15 protein-coding genes and 1 riboswitch are annotated in these 17245 nt (G+C 70.2%); of the genes, 11 read left to right on the top strand and 4 right to left on the bottom strand.

Translation table 11 applies throughout. The features are described from left to right. Positions 1–37: 37 nt before the first annotated feature. The gene (locus tag ACH4OW_RS00495; RefSeq protein ID WP_360138846.1) at positions 38–1582 is read right to left on the bottom strand and encodes a hypothetical protein; all 1545 of its coding nucleotides are present in this window, start codon (positions 1580–1582) and stop codon (positions 38–40) included. 111 nt (positions 1583–1693) lie between these two features. Then, positions 1694–1918 carry a hypothetical protein gene (locus ACH4OW_RS00490; RefSeq protein ID WP_398023794.1) on the bottom strand — a complete coding sequence of 75 codons (225 nt, stop codon included), beginning with the start codon at positions 1916–1918 and terminating at the stop codon, positions 1694–1696. A gap of 141 nt (positions 1919–2059) precedes the next feature. On the opposite strand from ACH4OW_RS00490, the gene ACH4OW_RS00485 reads away from it, so the two are divergent. Then, positions 2060–3034 carry a carbohydrate kinase family protein gene (locus ACH4OW_RS00485; protein ID WP_398023792.1) on the top strand — a complete coding sequence of 325 codons (975 nt, stop codon included), beginning with the start codon at positions 2060–2062 and terminating at the stop codon, positions 3032–3034. A gap of 60 nt (positions 3035–3094) precedes the next feature. Here ACH4OW_RS00485 and ACH4OW_RS00480 read toward each other — a convergent pair whose 3' ends face one another. Further along, entirely contained in the window at positions 3095–4474 is a 1380-nt protein-coding gene (locus tag ACH4OW_RS00480) for a cysteine desulfurase/sulfurtransferase TusA family protein (protein WP_398023790.1), read from the bottom strand. A gap of 281 nt (positions 4475–4755) precedes the next feature. On the opposite strand from ACH4OW_RS00480, the gene coxB reads away from it, so the two are divergent. The 4 genes from coxB to ACH4OW_RS00460 all read left to right on the top strand — a co-directional run bounded on the left by coxB (position 4756) and on the right by ACH4OW_RS00460 (position 9224). Then, positions 4756–5718 (top strand): cytochrome c oxidase subunit II, encoded by a 963-nt coding sequence (coxB, locus tag ACH4OW_RS00475; RefSeq protein ID WP_360137504.1) that lies wholly within the window; start codon positions 4756–4758, stop codon positions 5716–5718. After that, complete coding sequence (ctaD, locus tag ACH4OW_RS00470; RefSeq protein ID WP_360137507.1) at positions 5715–7445, top strand: cytochrome c oxidase subunit I; 1731 nt, start codon at positions 5715–5717, stop codon at positions 7443–7445. Before coxB ends, ctaD begins: the two co-directional genes overlap by 4 nt. After that, complete coding sequence (locus tag ACH4OW_RS00465) at positions 7442–7840, top strand: cytochrome c oxidase subunit 4 (protein ID WP_360137510.1); 399 nt, start codon at positions 7442–7444, stop codon at positions 7838–7840. Before ctaD ends, ACH4OW_RS00465 begins: the two co-directional genes overlap by 4 nt. A gap of 109 nt (positions 7841–7949) precedes the next feature. Then, positions 7950–9224: an Ig-like domain-containing protein gene (locus ACH4OW_RS00460; RefSeq protein ID WP_360137513.1), complete on the top strand. Its 1275-nt coding sequence runs from the start codon at positions 7950–7952 to the stop codon at positions 9222–9224. Between the two features lie 31 nt (positions 9225–9255). Here ACH4OW_RS00460 and ACH4OW_RS00455 read toward each other — a convergent pair whose 3' ends face one another. Beyond that, complete coding sequence (locus ACH4OW_RS00455; protein ID WP_360137516.1) at positions 9256–9657, bottom strand: hypothetical protein; 402 nt, start codon at positions 9655–9657, stop codon at positions 9256–9258. A 298-nt stretch (positions 9658–9955) separates the two neighbouring features. Here ACH4OW_RS00455 and ACH4OW_RS00450 point away from each other — a divergent pair, with 298 nt between their 5' ends. The 6 genes from ACH4OW_RS00450 to ACH4OW_RS00425 all read left to right on the top strand — a co-directional run bounded on the left by ACH4OW_RS00450 (position 9956) and on the right by ACH4OW_RS00425 (position 17199). Beyond that, positions 9956–10576: a heme-copper oxidase subunit III gene (locus ACH4OW_RS00450; protein WP_360137519.1), complete on the top strand. Its 621-nt coding sequence runs from the start codon at positions 9956–9958 to the stop codon at positions 10574–10576. A 79-nt stretch (positions 10577–10655) separates the two neighbouring features. Continuing rightward, positions 10656–11465, top strand: coding sequence for a c-type cytochrome (locus ACH4OW_RS00445; protein ID WP_360137522.1), 810 nt, complete (start codon positions 10656–10658; stop codon positions 11463–11465). Next, a complete protein-coding gene (locus ACH4OW_RS00440) occupies positions 11462–12526 on the top strand; it encodes a Rieske 2Fe-2S domain-containing protein (protein WP_360137525.1) in 1065 nt (354 codons plus the stop codon). Before ACH4OW_RS00445 ends, ACH4OW_RS00440 begins: the two co-directional genes overlap by 4 nt. Continuing rightward, positions 12523–14160, top strand: coding sequence for a ubiquinol-cytochrome c reductase cytochrome b subunit (locus ACH4OW_RS00435; protein ID WP_360137528.1), 1638 nt, complete (start codon positions 12523–12525; stop codon positions 14158–14160). Before ACH4OW_RS00440 ends, ACH4OW_RS00435 begins: the two co-directional genes overlap by 4 nt. A 146-nt stretch (positions 14161–14306) precedes the next feature. Continuing rightward, on the top strand, positions 14307–15371 hold the full coding sequence (gene trpD, locus ACH4OW_RS00430; protein ID WP_398023787.1) for an anthranilate phosphoribosyltransferase: 1065 nt from the start codon (positions 14307–14309) through the stop codon (positions 15369–15371). 82 nt (positions 15372–15453) lie between these two features. Continuing rightward, a riboswitch (SAM riboswitch) is annotated at positions 15454–15571 on the top strand. A gap of 173 nt (positions 15572–15744) precedes the next feature. Continuing rightward, complete coding sequence (locus ACH4OW_RS00425) at positions 15745–17199, top strand: aminotransferase class V-fold PLP-dependent enzyme (RefSeq protein WP_398023785.1); 1455 nt, start codon at positions 15745–15747, stop codon at positions 17197–17199. Positions 17200–17245 lie beyond the last annotated feature (46 nt).

Below are 17245 nucleotides of genomic sequence, written 5' to 3'. Positions count from 1 at the left end.
CGCTGGCCGTCGTATTCGCGGGCCGCGGAGGCTGCCGCTACTTCTGCGGCACCTCCTTGCCCGTCGACGCGTCGATCACGTCCCGTCCGGCCAGCGGCTTGTCGAGCGGCACGGTCTGGGTGAACAGTTTCGCCATCTTCACGCAGATCTGGTTCGGCTTCTTCTCCTTGCCGATGACCTCGGCCTGCACGCTGGAGCCGGTCTGCACGGCGGTCGCCGAGTACGTGCTGCACACGCCGCCCCAGAAGTACAGCGTCAGCGACTTGCCGTCCGGGCTCACCGCGTACGACTCCAGGCCCATCGCGCCCGCCTTGCCCGACGGCTTGCCGCTGTCCGGCGGCTGCGCGGTCCCGCTGCCGGAGCCGCCGCTGCCCCCGTTGCCGCCCTTGACGTACGCCGGGTCCACCGCGGGGTGCGTGACCGTACCGCCGCCGGGCTGCCGCACCTGGTAGAGCCACGAGGGCACCAGCGCCTGCCGGCCGTTGACGTACTGCACCGCGAGCCCGAAGACCGCGCCGGTCACCTCGGCGGGCTTCCGCGCGGAGGCGCTGCCCGCGCACGGCTCGGCGTCCTTGCCGTCCTGCTTCTGCGGCTCGGCCGTCGCGCAGCCGCCGGTGCCGGAGTTCGCGCCGCCGTGCGTCTGGTTGAGCCGCTCCAGCGTCTTCGCCGCGCTCTGCACCGGGTACGTGTCGCCCTTGACCGGCTGGGCCAACTGGCCGCTGCCGCCGACGACCTGGCCGTCCGAGCCGACCTGGATGTCGCTCTGCCAGCCGTACGTGGGCAGCCCGCCCACCACGGGGTTGGCGCTCACGGTCCGTACGGCGCCGGACAGGCCGCTCGCGTCCAGCTTGGCGTCCTTCTGGCCGAGCGCGTCCAGCACCGGCTGCGCCGCCTGCTTGGCCTTCTCCTGGGAGACGGCGCCCTTGCCGCTGCCGTCGTCCTGGGTGCTGGCGTCGCCGCCCTGGTGGGACGGGCAGCCGGGGCCGCTCGCCTGGGAACCGCCGGCCCCCTTGGCGGGGGCGGTCTCCGCGCAGCCGGTCCCGTTGGGGGTGCCGTACTGCGAGTACGTCCACGCGCCGGAACCGCTCTTGGCCACCTGGAGGACGGGGCTGCGCGCGTCCCGCGTCAGGCCGCCGACCTTCCAGGAGTTGCCGTCCGACCGGACCTTCCCGTCCAGGCCCAGGGCCTCGGCCAGCCGGGCCACCGCGGCCTGGCTGACCTCGCCCTTGGGCTGGTAGACGGGCGCCGACCCGGGCCCCTTGGGCAGGGTGCCCGTCGCCCGGTATCCGGCGCCCGTGGGGTCGGGCTCGCCGGGCGCGATGCCGCTGCGCGAGCCGCCGCCCTGCGCGTAACCGTCCAGGGCCAGCGGCGGCGGCGTGTTCTTCGCCGCGGCGCCGACGCCGCTCTCGCCGCCGCCGGAGGCGGACGAGGCCCAGTACGCCGCGCCGCCGCCGACCAGCAGGACCGCCGCGGCCATCGAGGCGACGATCAGCGGGCTGCGCCGGCGCCGTGCGGTGGTCTCCTGGGTGTCGTGGCTGGAATTCTCCCCGCCGGACGCGGGGGGAGTGTCCTCGGTGCTCACCGCATCGCTCCTTCGGCTCCGCTGAACAACTGACGTGTACTCCTCCGTGGGGAGGACGCCGGTTGGACGGGCCCGGTGCGTTCGCGGTTCCCCGGGATCGGCGCCGGTGTCTCAGTCCCCGTACTCGGACATGCCCCTGACCAGGGCGGCGGAGGAGGCGGGGACGCGGATGCCGTGCAGCTCGCGGGCGGGGGTCCGGGGCGTCCGGGGGCCGCTGCGCCAGTGCGGAGCCATCCGCGCGCAGTCGCCCAGCAGCTGGTCCATCGACTCCGGTTCGGCGGGGAAACCGGGCGAGGCGGCAGGGCGGGGTGTGACGCCCTTCACATGGTTGGTCATACGGGCACCGTACGCATCCCGCGCCCCGCGAAGAAAGCCCTACTATTGGGTAGTTTTGGCAGGTGGGAGCGGATCGGGCGACCCGGTACCGTTGGCCAACGTCCGTCCCGTCCTTCCGCCTCCCGCAGGAGCAGACCCGTCGTGCGTATCGCAGTCACCGGCTCCATCGCCACCGACCACCTGATGACCTTCCCCGGCCGCTTCGCCGACCAGCTGGTCGCCGACCAGTTGCACACGATCTCCCTCTCCTTCCTGGTCGACGAACTCGACGTACGGCGCGGGGGCGTGGGCCCCAACATCTGCTTCGGCATGGGCCAGCTGGGCACCTCGCCGATCCTGGTCGGCGCCGCGGGCAACGACTTCGAGGAGTACCGCGCCTGGCTCGACCGGCACGGCGTGGACACCCGCTCGGTCCGCATCTCCGAGGTCAAGCACACGGCGCGCTTCGTGTGCACCACCGACGCCGACCACAACCAGCTCGGCTCCTTCTACACCGGCGCGATGAGCGAGGCGCGGCTGATCGAGCTGCACTCCGTCGCCGAGCGCGTCGGCGGCCTGGACCTCGTCCTGATCGGCGCGGACGACCCGGAGGCCATGGTCCGCCACACCGAGGAGTGCCGTACCCGCGGCATCCCCTTCGCGGCCGACTTCTCCCAGCAGATCGCCCGGATGGACGGCGAGGGCATCCGCACCCTGATGGACGGCGCCGCCTACCTGTTCAACAACGAGTACGAGGCCAGCCTCATCGAGAACAAGACCGGCTGGACCGCGGAGGAGATCCTCGGCAAGGTCGGCACCCGCGTCACGACGCTGGGCGCCGACGGCGTCCGCATCCAGCGGGCCGGCGAGCCGGACATCGTGGTGGGCACGGCCGAGGAGAAGACCAAGGCCGACCCGACCGGCGTCGGCGACGCCTTCCGCGCCGGCTTCCTGTCCGGCCTCGCCTGGAATGTCGGCCTGGAGCGCGCGGCCCAGGTCGGCTGCATGCTGGCGACCCTGGTCATCGAGACCGTCGGCACGCAGGAGTACGAGCTGCACCGCAGCCACTTCCTGGACCGCTTCACCAAGGCGTACGGCCACGAGGCCGCCGAGGACGTCCGGGCCCACCTGGCCTGACCCGGTCCCCGTGGCGCGGCGGCCCGCCGGGGGCGCCGCGCCACGGGCCGTGACCGGCGGTCACACGAGGCGCCGCACGACGTACGCGGTGCCCCGCTCCGCCGCCCGCTCGCCCACGTACTCCTGGCCCCGCATCCCGCACCACGCCGGGATGTCCAGCCGCGCCGCCTCGTCGTCCGCCAGGACGGTCAGCGTGGCGCCCACCGGCACGTCCCCGATCACCTTCGCCAGCTCGATCACCGGCACCGGGCACCGCTTGCCCAGCGCGTCGACGACGTGTTCCGCGGCGGGGGAGGGGGCGACCCCGGCGGCCGGGGCGCCCAGCTTCTCCCGTACGGAGCGGACCGCCTCCGGGAGGACCGCCAGGAAACGGTCGACGTCGGCCTCCGCGGTGCCCGGCGGCAGCGACACCCGCACGTTGCCCTCCGAGAGCACGCCCATCGCCCGCAGCACATGGCTCGGTGTGAGGGTGCTGGAGGTGCAGGAGGACCCGGAGGAGACGGAGAACCCCGCGCGGTCCAGCTCGTGCAGCAGGGTCTCCCCGTCGACATAGAGACACGAGAAGGTGACCAGGTGGGGGAGGCGGTTCACCGGGTCGCCGACGACCTCCGTGTCGGGCACCGACGCGGCCACCCGCGCCCGGACGCGGTCCACCAGGCCCCGTAGCCGTACCGCCTCGGCCGCCGCCTCCGCCCGTACGGCGCGCAGCGACGCCGCCGCGGCGACCACCGCCGGGATGTTCCCGAAGCCCGGCACACGGCCCGACTCGCGCTCGTCCAGCGGGCCCTGCGGCGCGAACCGGGTGCCCTTGCGGACCACCAGCAGCCCCACGCCCGGCGGGCCGCCCCACTTGTGGGCGCTGCCCGTCAGCAGCGACCAGGCGCCGCCGACGGGCCCCCAGGCGAGCGACTGGGCGGCGTCCACCAGCAGCGGCACGTCCGCCGCCCGGCAGGCGTCGGCGGCCTCCGCCACCGGCTGCTCGGTGCCCACCTCGTGATTGGCGGACTGGAGCGCCGCCAGCGCGGTGCCGGGATGCAGCGCGGCGGCGAAGTCCGCCGCGGCCACCCGGCCCGTACGGTCCACGCCCACCTCGGACACCGACCCGCCGGCCGCCTCGTGGACCGCGGCGGCGTGCAGTACGGAGGAGTGCTCCACCGCCGAGTGGACCAGACGGCGGCCGACACGCCGACGCGCCGCGAGCGTGCCGGAGATCGCCGAATGCACCGCCTGCGTCCCCGATGGAGTGAAAACGAGTTCGTCGGGGCGGCAGCCCACGGCCTCCGCCGCGGCCTCCCGCGCGGCGTCCAGCAGCAGCCGGGCGCGGCGGCCTTCCCGGTAGGGGCGGGCCGGGTCGGCCCAGCCCTCGTCGAGGGAGGCGAGCAGGGCCTCACGGGCGACCGGGTGCAGGGGAGCGGCCGAGGCGGCGTCGAAGTAGGACACGCCCCCGACGCTAGCGCGTTCGCATCCGGGTGCCGGGCGCGGCGTCAGATGACCGGCGGAGCCCGGCATTCCGCCGCCGGGGGGCCGTCCCCCGGATGCCGCAGCCACCCCTTCGGGGAGCGGTGCGGCGCGTTGGGCACCCTCCCCGCGCGACCCCAAATAGCGTCCAGTAGGGTTTGGTCCGCATAAACATCCAAACCCCTGCCCGTGCCAGGGCCGGCGACCGACCAGCGAGACGGCCGCAGCCGGTCTCGCGGGCGAGACTCTCGGGAAGGCGCTACGTGAGTCCCAACGGCTCCGACCGCTCGTCGCGGCGCCCGATGCGGCGGAAGCTGCCGCAGGTGCTGGCTGCGGGACTGGTCCTGGCAACCTCGACCGGTTGCACATACAAGGACTTTCCCAACCTCGGCATGCCCAATCCGGCTACTGAAGAGGCGCCGCGGATCCTCTCCCTTTGGCAGGGCTCCTGGGCCGCCGCCCTTGCAGTGGGCGTGCTGGTGTGGGGCCTGATCATCTGGAGCTGGATCTTCCACCGCCGCAGCCGGACCAAGGTGGAGGTCCCCGCACAGACGCGGTACAACATGCCCATCGAGGCGTTGTACACCATCGTTCCGTTCATCATCATCGCGGTGCTCTTCTACTTCACCGCGCGCGATGAGAGCGAACTCCTCAAGACTTCGAAGAAGCCCGACCACGTCATCAACGTGGTGGGCTTCCAGTGGAGCTGGGCGTTCAACTACCTGGAGAACGTGGACGGCAAGGCCGACACCACGAACATCGACTCCAAGGAACTCGACGCGATCCCGGACAAGTGGAAGAAGAACGTCCCCGCCGGCGCCGATGGCGTGTACGACGAGGGCATTCCGGGCACGCGGAATCCGGACACCGGCAACCCGGGCCCGACCCTGTGGCTGCCCAAGGGCGAGACCGTCCAGTTCGTCCTGACGTCGCGTGATGTCATCCACTCGTTCTGGGTGGTGCCGTTCCTGATGAAGCAGGACGTGATCCCCGGCCACACCAACGTCTTCGAGGTGACCCCCAACAAGGAGGGCACCTTCATGGGCAAGTGCGCCGAGCTCTGCGGCGTCGACCACTCCCGGATGCTTTTCAACGTCAAGGTCGTCTCCCCCGAGCAGTACCGGGAGCACCTTAAGGACCTGGCGAAGAAGGGCCAGACCGGTTACCTGCCGTCGGGCATCAAGCAGACGGATCACGCCAGGAACGCGGAGACCAACAACAAGTGAGCATCCTCAACGAACCTCAGGGTGCCGCCGCCGCAACGGCTCCGGCAGCACCGCCAGCACGTAAAAAGTCTCCCGGCTCCGTCGTGGTGAGCTGGCTGACGACCACTGACCACAAGACCATCGGCACGCTGTACCTGGTCACGTCGTTCGCGTTCTTCTGCATCGGCGGACTGATGGCGCTGCTGATGCGCGCCGAGCTCGCTCGTCCCGGCACGCAGATCATGTCGAACGAGCAGTTCAACCAGGCGTTCACGATGCACGGCACGATCATGCTGCTGATGTTCGCGACGCCGCTGTTCTCCGGTTTCGCGAACTGGATCATGCCGCTGCAGATCGGCGCGCCCGACGTGGCGTTCCCGCGGCTGAACATGTTCGCCTACTGGCTGTACCTCTTCGGCTCGCTGATCGCGGTGGCCGGCTTCCTCACCCCGCAGGGTGCGGCGGACTTCGGCTGGTTCGCCTACTCGCCGCTGTCGGACGCGGTGCGTTCGCCCGGCGTGGGCGCGGACATGTGGATCATGGGTCTGGCCTTCTCCGGCTTCGGCACGATCCTCGGTTCGGTCAACTTCATCACCACGATCATCTGCATGCGCGCCCCCGGCATGACGATGTTCCGCATGCCGATCTTCACCTGGAACGTCCTGCTGACCGGTGTGCTGGTCCTGCTGGCCTTCCCGGTCCTGGCCGCCGCGCTGTTCGCCCTGGAGGCGGACCGTAAATTCGGGGCGCATGTATTCGATGCGGCCAATGGCGGGGCATTGCTCTGGCAGCACCTGTTCTGGTTCTTCGGGCACCCCGAGGTCTACATCATCGCGCTGCCGTTCTTCGGCATCATTTCCGAGGTCATTCCGGTCTTTTCCCGGAAGCCGATGTTCGGTTACATCGGTCTGATCGCGGCGACGATTTCGATCGCGGGTCTTTCGGTGACGGTGTGGGCGCACCACATGTACGTGACGGGCGGGGTACTCCTACCGTTCTTCTCGTTCATGACATTCCTCATCGCGGTACCGACCGGTGTGAAGTTCTTCAACTGGATCGGCACGATGTGGAAGGGCTCGCTGTCCTTCGAGACTCCGATGCTGTGGGCGGTCGGCTTCCTGATCACCTTCACCTTCGGTGGTCTGACCGGCGTCATCCTGGCGTCGCCGCCGATGGACTTCCACGTCTCGGACTCGTACTTCGTCGTGGCGCACTTCCACTACGTCATCTTCGGCACCGTCGTCTTCGCGATGTTCGCGGGCTTCCACTTCTGGTGGCCCAAGTTCACCGGCAAGATGCTGGACGAGCGACTCGGCAAGATCACGTTCTGGACGCTGTTCGTCGGCTTCCACGGCACCTTCCTCGTCCAGCACTGGCTGGGCGCCGAGGGCATGCCGCGCCGCTACGCGGACTACCTGTACGCCGACGGCTTCACCACGCTGAACACGATCTCGACGATCGCCTCGTTCCTGCTCGGCCTGTCGATGCTGCCGTTCATGTACAACGTCTGGAAGACGGCCAAGTACGGCAAGAAGGTCGAGGTCGACGACCCGTGGGGCTACGGCCGCTCGCTGGAGTGGGCGACCTCCTGCCCGCCGCCGCGGCACAACTTCCTCACGCTGCCGCGCATCCGGTCCGAATCCCCGGCGTTCGACCTGCACCACCCTGAGATCGCCGCGATGGAGGCCATCGAGAACGAGGGCCAGAAGGACACGGCGCTGTTCGGCGGCAAGGAGGTCGGCAAGTGAAGATCCAGGGCAAGATGTTCATCTGGCTCTCCGTCTTCGTCCTCGCCATGGCGATCGTCTATGGCGTCTGGTCGAAGGAGCCGGCGGGCACCACCGCGCTGTTCCTCGCCTTCGGCCTGTGCATCATGATCGGCTACTACCTGGCCTTCACGGCTCGCCGGGTGGACGCCGGAGCGCAGGACAACGACGAGGCCGAGGTCTCCGACGACGCCGGCGAGCTGGGCTTCTTCAGCCCGCACAGCTGGCAGCCGCTGTCCCTGGGCATCGGCGGCGCGCTCGCCTTCCTGGGCGTCGTCTTCGGCTGGTGGCTGCTCTACTTCTCGGCCCCGGTCATCCTGATCGGCCTGTTCGGCTGGGTCTTCGAGTACTACCGCGGCGAGAACCGCACGCAGTAACGCGGTCCCTGCACACCGGGCGGGCCCGGGCACCTCACCAGGTGTCCGGGCCCGCCCGTTTGCAGTCCTCCAGCGCGCCGCGCCTGATGAACCTTCATATTTTGGGGTCATGAGCCACAGACCACGGTCCCGGACGGCGCTGAGCTGCGCCCTGCTGCTGGCGCCCCTGGGGGCGGGCGCCACCGCCTGCGGCGGCTCGTCGTCGGACCCGCTCTCGGCGACGCCGTACGACGCCGCCGGGCAGATCTCGGCCAACGCCCCGGGCGACGGCGAGAAGGCGGACCCGGACAAGCCGCTGGAGGTCACCACCACCGGTGACGAGGCCCGGATCACGGACGTGACCGCCACCGACGCCTCGGGCCGCTACATCAGGGGCGAACTGACCGCCGACGGCAGGCAGTGGCGCACCACCGTGCCGCTGGCCGCCGGCACCCGCTACACGGTCCGGGTGAGCACCGAGGACGAGGACGGCGAGCCGGGCCGCAAGATCCTCCGGATCGACACCAAGGACGCGGGCGACCGGCTGCGGGTCACCTTCGGGCCCGAGAACGGCACGTACGGGGTCGGGCAGCCCGTCACGGCCGCGCTGAGCAAGCCGGTCAAGGACCCCAAGGCGCGCGCGATCGTGGAGGGCGCGCTGAAGGTCGAGTCCACCCCGCGCGTCGAGGGCGCCTGGCACTGGGTCGACAGCAAGTCGCTGCACTTCCGGCCGCGCGAGTACTGGCCCACGCACGCCGCCGTCGACGTACGCAGCAACCTGGAGGGCCTCAAGATCGACGGCGCGCTCTACGGGGGCCCGGCCAAGCCCGTCAAGTTCCGTACGGCGGACCGGGTGGAGGCCGTCACCGACGCGTCCGCGCACACCATGACGGTCACCCGCAACGGCGCGGAGATCAACACCATCCCCGTCACCACCGGCAAGCCCGGCTACTCCACCCGCAACGGCACCAAGGTCGTCCTGGGCAAGGAGGGCTTCGTCCGGATGCGGGGCGACACCATCGGCATCCCCTCGGGCAGCTCGGACTCCTACGACCTGCCGGTCTACTGGGCCACCCGGGTGACCTGGAGCGGTGAATACGTGCACGCGGCGCCCTGGTCAGTGGGATCGCAGGGCGCCGCCAACGTCAGCCACGGCTGCACCGGCATGTCCACGGAGAACGCCAAGTGGTTCTTCGACACGGTGCGCGTCGGCGACCTGGTCAAGGTCGTCAACAGCGGCGGCGAGACCATGACGCCCTTCGACAACGGCTTCGGCGACTGGAACATGCCGTGGAAGCAGTGGCGCGAGGGCAGCGCGCTGGACAAGAACAAGCCCAGCACCACAGGCGAGCAGGAGCAGCGGCCGGGACCCGAGAATGCCGCCCGGCTGCGCCCGCAAGCCTGAGGGCCGCTCAGGAGGCCCCTCAGACGGCCGCTCAGGCCCCCGTGAGGAGCCTGCGGCGCAGCAGCCCGGCCAGGGCGTCCGTGAAGGCCACCGGGTCCACAGGGTGCGTCACAGCGGCGTCCGCGCGGCTCCACGTGGCCAGCCACGCGTCCTGCGGGCGGCCGATGAGCAGCAGCACCGGCGGGCAGTCGAAGATCTCGTCCTTGATCTGCCGGCACACGCCCATGCCGCCGGCGGGCGCCGTCTCGCCGTCCAGCACGCACACGTCGATCCCGCCCCGCTCCAGGGCCTCCAGCACGGCGGGCAGGGTCGCGCACTCCACGATCTCGACCGGGGGCACGTCCGCGGCAGGCCGGCGGCCCGTCGCGAGCCGTACCTGCTCGCGGGTGTCGGCGTTGTCGCTGTAGACCAGCACCGTGGCAGTCGCCTGCATCGTTCCTCCACGCATCGCAGCAGAACAGCTTCGGGCGGGACGTCACCCGGCCGCGGCCGGGCGGTGGCCCCAGCGCGGATGCTACTGCCCGGGCGGCGGCGCGCAGGAGGGTTCGGCGCGATCAAAGATCCGCCCGACGCCCCGTCAGGACTGGTCGGAGCGGCGGCGCGGGGCCGTATGGCGGGCCCCGGGTCCTCCCTTCGGGCGACTGCCGCAGTGGGCCGTACGAGCAGGGCATACGCCCTTGACACACCGAACGGCACCCCCCGGGGTGAGGGCGGGATAAGCGACCGACATAATGTCGGTCGTGGCGACAGCAACGACAGTAGAAACCGGGCACGCGCACCCGTCGGTCAATCGGCCGAACCTCACCAGCGTCGGAACCATCATCTGGCTGAGTTCCGAGCTGATGTTCTTCGCGGCCCTCTTCGCGATGTACTTCACCCTCCGATCGGTGACCGGGACCGAGTATTGGAAGGAATCCGCCGATGCGCTGAATCTTCCGTTCTCCGCGACGAACACGACGATCCTGGTGCTCAGCTCTCTGACCTGCCAGCTCGGTGTGTTCGCCGCAGAGCGTGGCGATGTCAAGAAGCTCCGGACCTGGTTCGTGATCACCTTCATCATGGGTGCGATCTTCATCGGCGGTCAGGTCTTCGAGTACACCGATCTGGTCAAGCACGAGGGCCTCTCGCTCTCGTCCGGCCCGTACGGCTCGGTGTTCTACCTGACCACCGGCTTCCACGGCCTGCACGTGACGGGCGGTCTCATCGCCTTCCTGTTGGTCCTGGGCAGGACATACGCGGCCAAGAGGTTCACCCACGAACAGGCCACCGCGGCCATCGTCGTGTCCTACTACTGGCACTTCGTCGATGTCGTCTGGATCGGCCTCTTCGCCACGATCTACCTGATCCGCTGACCGGTCCCGCACCGGAACCGCGCTTCAGACAGACATAGCCAAAGCATCGACGCAGAAGATCCTGACACCGGGGTAATCCGTGAAAAAGCTCTCCGCACGACGGCGCCATCCGCTGGCGGCGCTCGTCGTCCTACTCTTCGCGCTGGCGGTCACTGGGGGGCTGTACGCCGCGTTCGCGCCTGCGGACAAGGCCCAGGCCGATGACACCGCCCAGTCTCTTGCCATCAAGGAGGGCAAGAAGATTTTCGCCGTCGGCTGCGCCAGCTGCCACGGCACCGGCGGTCAGGGCACCTCCGACGGCCCGAGCCTGGTCGGCGTGGGCGCCGCCGCCGTCGACTTCCAGGTCGGTACCGGCCGGATGCCGGCGCAGCAGCCCGGCGCCCAGGTACCGCGGAAGAAGAACATCTACAGCCAGGCCGAGATCGACCAGCTCGCGGCGTACGTCGCGTCGCTGGGTGCCGGTCCCAACGTGCCGGGCAAGGAGCAGTACAGCAAGGACGGCGCGGACATCGCCAAGGGCGGTGAGCTGTTCCGTACGAACTGCGCGCAGTGCCACAACTTCACCGGTAAGGGCGGCGCCCTGACCAACGGCAAGTTCGCACCGACGCTCGAAGGCGTGGACCCGAAGCACATCTACGAGGCCATGGAGACCGGCCCGCAGAACATGCCTTCCTTCGGTGACGGTTCGCTGTCCCCGCAGAACAAGAAGGACATCGTGTCCTACCTCGGCGCCGTCAACAGCGACGACACCCCCAGCCCCGGTGGTCTGGGCCTGGGCGGTCTCGGCCCGGTCAGTGAGGGCCTCTTCGGTTGGATCGCCGGCCTGGGCGCGCTGATCGCGGTCGCCGTCTGGGTCGCAGCCCGGACTACGAAGGCCAAGAAGTCATGAGTGAGACTGGACGACACGAAGACGTGCCAGAAAAGAACCTCCCCAGTGAGCGGGACACGGCTCACGGCGGTGCGGTCGAGCCGGCGGACAACCCCTTCGCCGACCCGGGGCTGCCGCCCCACGAGCCCCGCATCCAGGACATCGACGAGCGGGCCGCCAAGCGCTCCGAGCGCGCGGTCGCCTTTCTCTTCACCCTGTCGATGCTCGCGACGGTCGGCTTCATCGCCGCCTACGTGATCTTCCCGGTCGACGAGATCACCTACATCTGGCCGTTCGGCCACGTCAGCTCGCTGAACTTCTGGCTCGGCCTGACGCTCGGTGTGGCGCTCTTCTGCATCGGCGCCGGCGCGGTCCACTGGGCCCGCACGCTGATGTCGGACGAGGAGGTCGCGGACGACCGGCACCCGATCGAGGCGGCCCCCGAGGTCAAGGCCAAGGTCATGGAGGACTTCCGCCAGGGCGCGAAGGAATCCGCGATCGGCCGCCGCAAGCTGGTCCGCAACACCATGTTCGGCGCGCTGGCCCTGGTGCCGCTCTCCGGTGTCGTGCTGCTGCGCGACCTCGGCCCGCTGCCCGAGAAGAAGCTGCGTTCGACCGGCTGGAAGAAGGGCATCCGCCTGGTCAACCAGTCCACCAACCTCCCGCTGCGTCCCGAGGACATCGCGGTCGGCTCGCTGACCTTCGCCAAGCCCGAGGGCCTGGAGGAGGACGACCACGAGTTCAACCAGAAGATCGCCAAGGACGCCCTGATGCTCGTGCGGATCCAGCCGCAGAACATCAAGGACAAGCAGGAACTGGACTGGTCGCACGAGGGCATCGTCGCGTACTCGAAGATCTGCACCCACGTGGGCTGCCCGATCAGCCTGTACGAGCAGCAGACGCACCACGTGCTGTGCCCCTGCCACCAGTCGACCTTCGACCTGGCCGACGGCGGACGCGTCATCTTCGGCCCTGCCGGGCACGCCCTGCCGCAGCTGCACATCACGGTCAAGGACGGCTTCCTCGAAGCCGTCAGCGACTTCGCGGAGCCCGTCGGCCCGAGCTTCTGGGAGCGCGGATGAGTAACGAGACGAGCGCGACCACCACGCGCCGCGGCCAGGCGCCGCGGGGCGAGCGGATCGCCGACTGGGCGGACGGCCGGCTGGGCATCTACAGCCTCGCCAAGGCCAACATGCGCAAGATCTTCCCGGACCACTGGTCCTTCATGCTGGGCGAGATCTGCCTCTACAGCTTCATCATCATCATCCTGACCGGCGTCTACCTGACGCTGTTCTTCCACCCGAGCATGGCCGAGGTGACCTACCACGGCTCGTACGTGCCCATGCACGGGATCCGGATGACGCAGGCGTTCGAGTCGACGCTGGACATCAGCTTCGACGTGCGCGGCGGTCTGCTCATCCGGCAGATCCACCACTGGGCGGCCCTGGTCTTCCTGGGCGGCATGATGGTGCACATGATGCGGGTGTTCTTCACCGGCGCCTTCCGCAAGCCGCGCGAGGTCAACTGGCTGTTCGGCTTCCTGCTGCTGGTGCTGGGCATGTTCACCGGCTTCACCGGCTACTCCCTGCCGGACGACCTGCTCTCCGGCACCGGCGTCCGCTTCATCGAGGGCGTCATCCTGGCGATGCCGCTGGTCGGCTCGTACCTCCAGATGTTCATCTTCGGCGGGGAATTCCCGGGGCACGACATCATCCCGAGGTTCTTCACGGTGCACGTCCTGCTGCTGCCCGGCATCATGCTGGGTCTGCTGGTGGCGCACCTGATCCTGGTCTTCTACCACAAGCACACGCAGTTCCCGGGTGCCGGCAAGACCAACAAGAACGTCGTCGGCATGCCGCTGCTGCCGGTCTACATGGCCAAGGCCGGAGGCTTCTTCTTCCTGGTCTTCGGCGTGATCTCGGTGATCGCGGCGGTCGCCAGCATCAACCCGGTGTGGGCCATCGGCCCGTACCGGCCCGACCAGGTGTCCACCGGCGCCCAGCCCGACTGGTACATGGGCTTCGCCGAGGGTCTGGTCCGTGTGATGCCCGGCTGGGAGTGGGACATCTGGGGCCACACCATCAACTTCGGTGTGCTGATCCCGATCATCATCTTCCCGCTGGTGCTGGTCGCGATCGCGGTCTACCCGTTCGTCGAGTCCTGGGTCACCGGCGACAAGCGCGAGCACCACATCCTGGACCGCCCGCGCAACGCGCCGACCCGTACCGGCTTCGGTGTGGCCTGGCTGACCGCCTACCTCATCATGCTGATCGGCGGCGGCAACGACCTGTGGGCCACGCACTTCCACCTGTCGCTGAACTCGCTGACCTGGTTCGTCCGGATCGGCTTCTTCGTCGGGCCGGTGCTCGCCTTCATCGTCACCAAGCGGATCTGCCTGGGCCTCCAGCGCCGCGACCGCGACAAGGTGCTGCACGGACGCGAGTCCGGCATCATCAAGCGCCTGCCGCACGGTGAGTTCATCGAGGTGCACGAGCCGCTCAACCAGGAGCAGCTGCACACGCTCACCCAGCACGAGCAGCCCAAGCCGTTCGAGATCGGCCCGGAGGTCGACGAGAACGGTGTCGAGCGGAAGGTCAAGCGGACGACCAAGCTCCGCGCCAAGCTCTCCAAGGGCTACTACGGCGAGGACAACGTCATCCCGAAGCCGACCCCGGAGGAGTACAAGGAGATCACCAGCGGCCACGGCCACCACTGATCCCCGCCGTGTGACGCACGGCAGTACCACCGCGTAAGTACGCCACCCAGAGGGCCCCTTCCAGGAACTGGACGGGGCCCTCCGGCGTGCCGGGCCGCCGGATAGGGTTTCGGCACCAGCAGGAGACGAATCCAGGAGTGTGGACCATGAACGTTGCGACCCCGAACGGCGGCGACAGCGTGGCGGCCCGCACCTGGCCGGGCGTGCTGGAAGCCCTCCTCCAGGGCCGCGACCTGGGCGCCGACGACACCGCGTGGGCGATGGACCGCATCATGCGCGGCCAGGCCACCGACGCGCAGATCGCCGGGTTCGCGGTGGCGCTGCGGGCCAAGGGCGAGACCGTGGCGGAGATCTCGGGACTGGTACGGGCGATGTACGCGCACGCCAACCTCATCGAGGTGCCGGGCCCGAGCGTGGACATCGTCGGCACCGGCGGCGACGGCGCCAAGACCGTCAACATCTCCACGATGTCCTCGGTCGTGGTGGCCGGCACCGGCGCGAAGGTCGTCAAACACGGCAACCGCGCCGCCTCGTCGGCCAGCGGCGCGTCCGACGTGCTGGAGAAGCTGGGCGTGAACCTGGACCTGACCCCGCGCCGGGTCGTCGAGGTCGCCGAGGAGGCCGGGATCACCTTCTGCTTCGCGGTCAAGTTCCACCCCTCGCTGCGGCACGTGGCGCCCGCGCGGCGCGAACTGGGCATCCGTACGACCTTCAACGTGCTGGGCCCGCTGACCAACCCGGCGAAGGTACGGGCCCAGGCCACCGGTGTGGCCGACGCGCGGATGGCGCCCATCCTGGCCGGGGTGCTGGCCGAGCGCGGCTCCTCCGCCCTGGTCTTCCGCGGCGACGACGGCCTGGACGAACTGACCACCACCGCCACGTCCAAGGTGTGGGTCGTACGGGACGGCGACGTCCGCGAGGAGACCTTCGACCCGCGCGACGTGGGCATCGGCCTGGTGCCCGTGGAGGCGCTGCGCGGCGCCGACGCCTCGTACAACGCGGATGTGGCGCGCCGCCTGCTGGGCGGCGAGCCGGGCCCCGTACGCGACGCGGTCCTGCTGAACTCCGCGGCGGCGCTGGTCGCCCTGGAGCCGACGGACGCGCCCCTGACCGAGCAGATCGCGGCGGGCATCGCGAAGGCCGCCGAGTCCGTCGACTCCGGCGCGGCCCGCCGGGCACTGGAGCGGTGGGTGGCGGCCAGCAACGCCTGAGCGCGGTGGTGTGACGCGGGGCCCGGTCCGGGATGCGGACCGGGCCTTGCGCCTGTCCGATCGTGTGGCATGATGCTGCCCAGGTCACGAGTGACAGCGACACAGGCCCCGGCCCGCTGTCCGGCAACCCTCCGTCCGTGGCGGGGTGCCCCGGGTGATGACCAGGCCGCAGGCAGCGAGGTCTGCGGCAAGCGCGGATCCCTCGTGCCAGGGATCCTGGTCCTTGAGGGAGATCTCCCGTGAATCAGCGAATGCGTTAGGGCCGTTCGGCCCCGTTTTCCGCACCCCTTTTTTCTTTCACCGCTGCCGGTCCGGCCCCGCTTCGGCGTGTGCGCCCCGCAGCGAAGTCGCCCTGCCTTCACGGGAGTTCGCCATGCCTGTTTCCGCCGCTGCCACCCCTGCCGCCACCGATTCCGCCACCGATGCCGCCGTCTGCGCCCCGCTGCCCGTGCTGGGGCGCGACGTCCTGGTCCCGCTCGTCACCGGCGGCGAGGTCGAGTACGCGGCGCTGGACATCGCCGCCAGCGCCCCGGCGCTCCAGCGCGTCTGGGACGACGTGGCCGCGTACGCCCCGTACTACGGCAGCGTGCACCGCGGCGCCGGCTACCTCTCGCAGCTGTCCACCGACCTGTTCGAGAACAGCCGCGCGGAGGTTGCCCGCTTCCTCGGATGCAGGGAGGGAGACCAGGTGGTCTTCACCCGCTCTACCACCGACTCGCTTAACCTGCTGGCCGCCGTGCTGCCCGCACACACACGGGTGTTCGTCTTCGAGACCGAGCACCACGCCTCGCTGCTGCCCTGGGAGCAGCGCGCGGACATCGAGGTGACGTACCTCGATGCTCCCCGCACCCCGCAGCAGGCGGTGGACACGCTGGAACGGGCACTGGCCGAGCGCGAGCCGGGCTCCGCTTCCGAGGGCTTCGAGAAGAGCGGAGGCGGAGCGCAGCGGAGCGGCAACGCCCTGGTCTGCGTGACCGGTGCCTCCAATGTGACCGGTGAGCTGTGGCCCGTACGGGAGCTGGCCGCCGCGGCGCACGCGCACGGCGCGCGGATCGTCCTGGACGCCGCCCAGCTCGCCCCGCACCACCCGGTCGACCTCGCGGAGCTGGACGTGGACTGGGTCGCCTTCTCCGGCCACAAGCTGTACGCGCCCTTCGGGGCGGGCGTGCTGGCCGGGCGCGCGGACTGGCTCCAGGCGGCGGAGCCGTACCTCGCGGGCGGCGGCGCCAGCCGTACGGTCGCGCGCCGCGTCGACGGCGGGGTGGACGTCGACTGGCACACCACCGCCGCCCGCCACGAGGCCGGTTCGCCCAACGTCATCGGCGTCTACGCCATCGCCGCCGCCTGCAAGGCGCTGACCGAGGCGGGCTTCGAGAGCCTGGTCGCCAGGGAACAGCAGCTGGTCGAGCGGGTACGCGCGGGCCTCGCCGAGGTGCCCGAGGTGACCGTGCTGTCGCTGTTCGGGGACGACGCGCCGCGCGTGGGCGTGCTGTCCTTCGTCGTCGCGGGCTGGAACAGCTCGCACTTCGCGGCGGCGCTCTCGGCGGAGTACGGCATCGGCGTGCGCGACGGGCTGTTCTGCGCGCACCCCCTCGTACGGACCCTGCTGGGCGCCGGGTCCCAGGCCCCGGGGGAGTGCGGCGCGCCGGAGGGGGCGCCGGGGGAGCAGTCGCTGAACGCCATCCGGGTGAGCTTCGGCGCCGGCACGCCCGACGAGCACGTGGACCGCTTCGTGCGGGCCGTCAAGGAGCTGGTCACGGACGGCGCGCGGTGGAGCTACCGCACCGAGGACGGCCGCTGCGTGCCGGACACCGCGGCCGCCGGGTAGCTCACGGACCGCCCCGCCGCGGCGCTCCGCTGTCCGGGCGCCGCGG

It is taken from the genome of Streptomyces sp. NPDC017056 (genome assembly GCF_044332485.1).
Taxonomy (GTDB): Bacteria; Actinomycetota; Actinomycetes; order Streptomycetales; family Streptomycetaceae; genus Streptomyces.
Note: the sequence above shows the minus strand (reverse complement) of the source record. Positions and strands in the feature narration are given on the sequence as shown.

Excerpts from the sequence above, each read along its gene's own strand:
- ACH4OW_RS00455 (WP_360137516.1), bottom strand. The coding sequence starts at position 9,657 with ATGCAGGCGACTGCCACGGTGCTGGTCTACAGCGACAACGCCGACACC.
- ACH4OW_RS00460 (WP_360137513.1), top strand. The coding sequence starts at position 7,950 with ATGAGCCACAGACCACGGTCCCGGACGGCGCTGAGCTGCGCCCTGCTG.
- ACH4OW_RS00490 (WP_398023794.1), bottom strand. The coding sequence starts at position 1,918 with ATGACCAACCATGTGAAGGGCGTCACACCCCGCCCTGCCGCCTCGCCC.
- ACH4OW_RS00435 (WP_360137528.1), top strand. The coding sequence starts at position 12,523 with ATGAGTAACGAGACGAGCGCGACCACCACGCGCCGCGGCCAGGCGCCG.
- trpD (WP_398023787.1), top strand. The coding sequence starts at position 14,307 with ATGAACGTTGCGACCCCGAACGGCGGCGACAGCGTGGCGGCCCGCACC.
- ACH4OW_RS00450 (WP_360137519.1), top strand. The coding sequence starts at position 9,956 with ATGTCGGTCGTGGCGACAGCAACGACAGTAGAAACCGGGCACGCGCAC.
- ACH4OW_RS00440 (WP_360137525.1), top strand. The coding sequence starts at position 11,462 with ATGAGTGAGACTGGACGACACGAAGACGTGCCAGAAAAGAACCTCCCC.
- ACH4OW_RS00425 (WP_398023785.1), top strand. The coding sequence starts at position 15,745 with ATGCCTGTTTCCGCCGCTGCCACCCCTGCCGCCACCGATTCCGCCACC.